Source organism: Bifidobacterium sp. UBA6881 (assembly GCA_002451435.1).
In the GTDB taxonomy this organism is placed as follows: domain Bacteria; phylum Actinomycetota; class Actinomycetes; order Actinomycetales; family Bifidobacteriaceae; genus Bifidobacterium.
On record DKCF01000013.1, the window covers coordinates 1,811 to 5,146 of the forward strand.

A 3,336-nucleotide genomic window follows, 5' to 3' on the forward strand; every position below is an offset into this window, starting at 1 on the left:
GCAGAACGGCACGAGCCAGATCCACAGCAGGCAGGTAGCCGCGAACGCGACGGTCGCGACGGCGGTGGTGGACGCGCCTTCCCGCACATAGATGTTGTATCGGCTGGAGATGATGATGCCGGAGAACGCCGGCGGCAGCGCCACCGACATGACGAGCATGGAGATCTTGTCGAGGTCGCCGCCCATGCCGCACAGCAACGCGACGCCGAAGAACACGGCCGGCGTGAGAATCAGACGGAAGAACGTGTTCCAGATGATTTCCCGGCCCAGCGAGAACCGCACGGTCGACAACGCGAGCCCCGCGGAAAGCACGGCGACGCCGGAATTCGCCTTGGCGATCAGGTCGAACGTCGGCGCCACCTGCTCGGGAACATGGATGCCGAGCAGCACCAGCGCGATGGCGAGCAGTGGCGCCCAGCACACCGGCTGCTTCAGTGCGTCCAGCAACGCCTGCATATTGCCGTGCCGGTCGGCATCGTCGCCCCTCGCGCCGCGCACCATCAGCTCGGCGTCTTTGTCATGTCTGGCGTCGAGCGTCGGATCAAGCGCGACATCGCCTTTTGCCGCGTTCTCCATTCCGTTGCCGACCGCGCCCGAAACCGCCGTATCCTTCGCCAATCCATCGATCGCGGCAGAAGTGGACCGCGCATCCGCCCCGGACCGCGCGACCTGCGCGGACAGCCGCGCGCGGTCCTTGGCCTGACCGAGGTTGATCAGGTACATGCCGATCGGCAACGTCACCACGTTGACGACGATGGAGATGATGGCGATCACCAGGTTCGTGCTCACCGTGTTGCCGTAAATCGGGTCGAGCACCGCGAAACCGAGGAAGCCGATGGTCGGAGAGCCCGCGATCAGCGCGCAGACGGCGGCTTCCTGGATGGTGCGGTGGAACAGCAGCCTGCACAGGTAGTAGCAGACCATGAACATCACGACCACGCCGATGAAGCCGATGGCCGTAAGCGTCGCGTCCTGCGCGAGCATCCGCCTCGTCGCCTTGATGATGGAGACGAACAACGCGGCCGGCAATGCGATGTTGAGCACCACTTTGTTGAGTCCCTGACGTTGGTCGTCATCGAAATAGCTGAGTTTTCCGCAGATATAGCCGAGCGCCATGACGACGATGATCGGCACGATGTCGTTGACCAGTATGTTTGCCAATGTTGTGATTCTTTCGATTGCGTTCTATCGCACGACGAAAGCCCGTGGACGCACGCATTCCACCGTCCGCGCGTCCACGGCCCCTCATCGATTGGATTCCTTGTTGGTTTTGGGATCTGTTCGATTCGCCGGACTTTCGCGTTTCGTCAGGCCCGACGGCGAACGCGCGTCGCTACATGCGCGCGCCTTGCGCATAATCGTGCGCGGTGACTTCGGAGGCGGCGAGCGCGCCGACGACCGGCTTGGGATTCAACGAGCCGATGTTGCCCGATTCCCTGCCCGCGTATTTGGCGAGCTGCACATGCACGAAGCTCGGCCGTCCGGACATGACGGCCCGCTCGACCATCGCTTCGGTCTCTTCCGGCGTCGTGGCGTAATATCCTTCGCCGCCGAACGCCTCGATCATTGTTTCGTAATGCGCCTCGTAGGTCAGTGTCAGCGGGGACGGATCGCCGTCCGTGCCGAGGTTTTCGAAATCGCCTCGGTATATGCCGCCGTTGTTGAGCACCACGAATGTGATCGGCAACCGGTAGCGGCATGCCGTCTCGACCTCCATGCCGTCGAATCCGAACGCGGAATCGCCGCCGATGTACAGCACCTTCCTGCCGGTGGCCACCGCCGCGCCAATCGCATAGCCGGTTCCGCATCCCATGACGCCCCATGTGCCGCAGTCGAGACGGCGACGCGGTTCGCGCATCGCGATGATGTTGCGGCAGTCGTCGAGCGAGTTGGCGCCTTCGTTGGCGAGGATGAGATCCTCATGGTGCCTGTCGTAGACCTTCGCGATGGCGCCGAGCGCGTTGAAATGGCTCATCGGCACCTGTTCGGAACGTTCCTTCGCCGCGAATTTCGCTTTGTTCGCTGCGCCCGCCTTGCGAATCAGACCAAGCCATTCCTCGGATGCCGTGAACGGACGCTCTTCCAATGCGCCGTTGAGCATCATCATGGCGGAGCGGATGTCGCCCACCATCGGCACGTCGATCTTGCGCGCGTTGTCGATCTCCTCCGGGTCGATGTCGATCTGGATGAACCTCACCTGGCTGTTCCATGGTTTGCCTTGGCCGAACGACAGCATCCAGTTGAGGCGCGCGCCGACGAGCAGCACCACGTCGGCGTTGCCCAACGCAAGCGAACGGCAGCTGGCGGTGCTGTGCGGATCATCGTCCGGCACCACGCCTTTGGCCATCGACATGGGTTGGAACGGGATGTCGGTTTTGCCGATGAATTCGCGGATTTCCTTTTCGGCGCGGGCGATCGCCGCGCCCTTGCCGATGACCATCAGCGGATGCTTGGCTTGGCGCAGCAGCGCCATGGCCGCATCGACCGACGCGCGTGACGGCGGCATGGACGGCTGCGGATCGGCCGGCGTCCACAGGTTCGCTTTCGCAGCGTCCTTGGATAGCATCTGTGCCACGGTGTCGTCGGGCAGATCGAGGTATACGGCTCCCGGACGGCCGCAGGATGCGATGTGTACCGCACGCGCCACGGCCAGGGGGATGTCCTCGATGCGGTCGATGCGCAGCGAGGCCTTGCAGAACGGTTTGGCGTAGCCCATCTGGTCGAGGCCTTCGTATTCGCCCTCGTTGAGGTCCACGATGTGGCGGGTGGACGATCCGCCGATCATGATGACCGGGAATCCGTTGACGGTGGCTTCCAGCAGCGCCGGCAATCCGTTGAGGAATCCCGGCGCCGACACGGTCAGCGCCACCGCCGGCCTGGCGTTGAGAAAGCCTTCGGCGGCGGCCGCATTGACCGCGTCGGCCTCATGCCGCATACCGATATAGCGCATGCCCATGCCCTGCGCGATGCGTGCGAAATCGGTGACGGGAATGCCGACCACGCCATACATGTCGCGGATGCCGTTCGCCATCAACGCCTTGGCAAGGTAATGCGGCGTGTCCGTGATGGTCTGGTTCTGTTCTTCTGTCATCGCAACCTCCATTCGTATTGACGACGCACCGATTGTAGATATACGAAAATGGAAGTTCGTCAGCAGAAAAAATCGTTCATCTATGGCTTAATATCGTCATTTTTACAGCGTTCTTCGATTGCATCGGTTGTATGGCCATACGGCACGCGCTTCCGCAGGACGCACGCGCTGCACCGGGCACATGTCCAACCGGTCACACGCTCCCCACAAGACACGCGCTTTTACAACAACGCGCGCGACTCTCA

General features: G+C 62.5%; 3 protein-coding genes. 1 reads left to right on the forward strand and 2 read right to left on the reverse strand.

Features of this window, described 5'->3' with window-relative positions:
• Both B3C64_RS01040 and oxc read right to left on the reverse strand, forming a co-directional pair.
• On the reverse strand, positions 1-1,161 hold a 1,161-nt coding region (locus B3C64_RS01040), incomplete at its 3' end, for an AEC family transporter (protein WP_291533113.1).
• 172 nt (positions 1,162-1,333) lie between these two features.
• On the reverse strand, positions 1,334-3,091 hold the full coding sequence (gene oxc, locus B3C64_RS01045; RefSeq protein WP_291533114.1) for an oxalyl-CoA decarboxylase: 1,758 nt from the start codon (positions 3,089-3,091) through the stop codon (positions 1,334-1,336).
• A 48-nt stretch (positions 3,092-3,139) separates the two neighbouring features.
• On the opposite strand from oxc, the gene B3C64_RS01050 reads away from it, so the two are divergent.
• Positions 3,140-3,336 (forward strand): hypothetical protein (locus B3C64_RS01050; protein ID WP_291533116.1); only part of this gene is annotated, 197 nt, incomplete at its 3' end.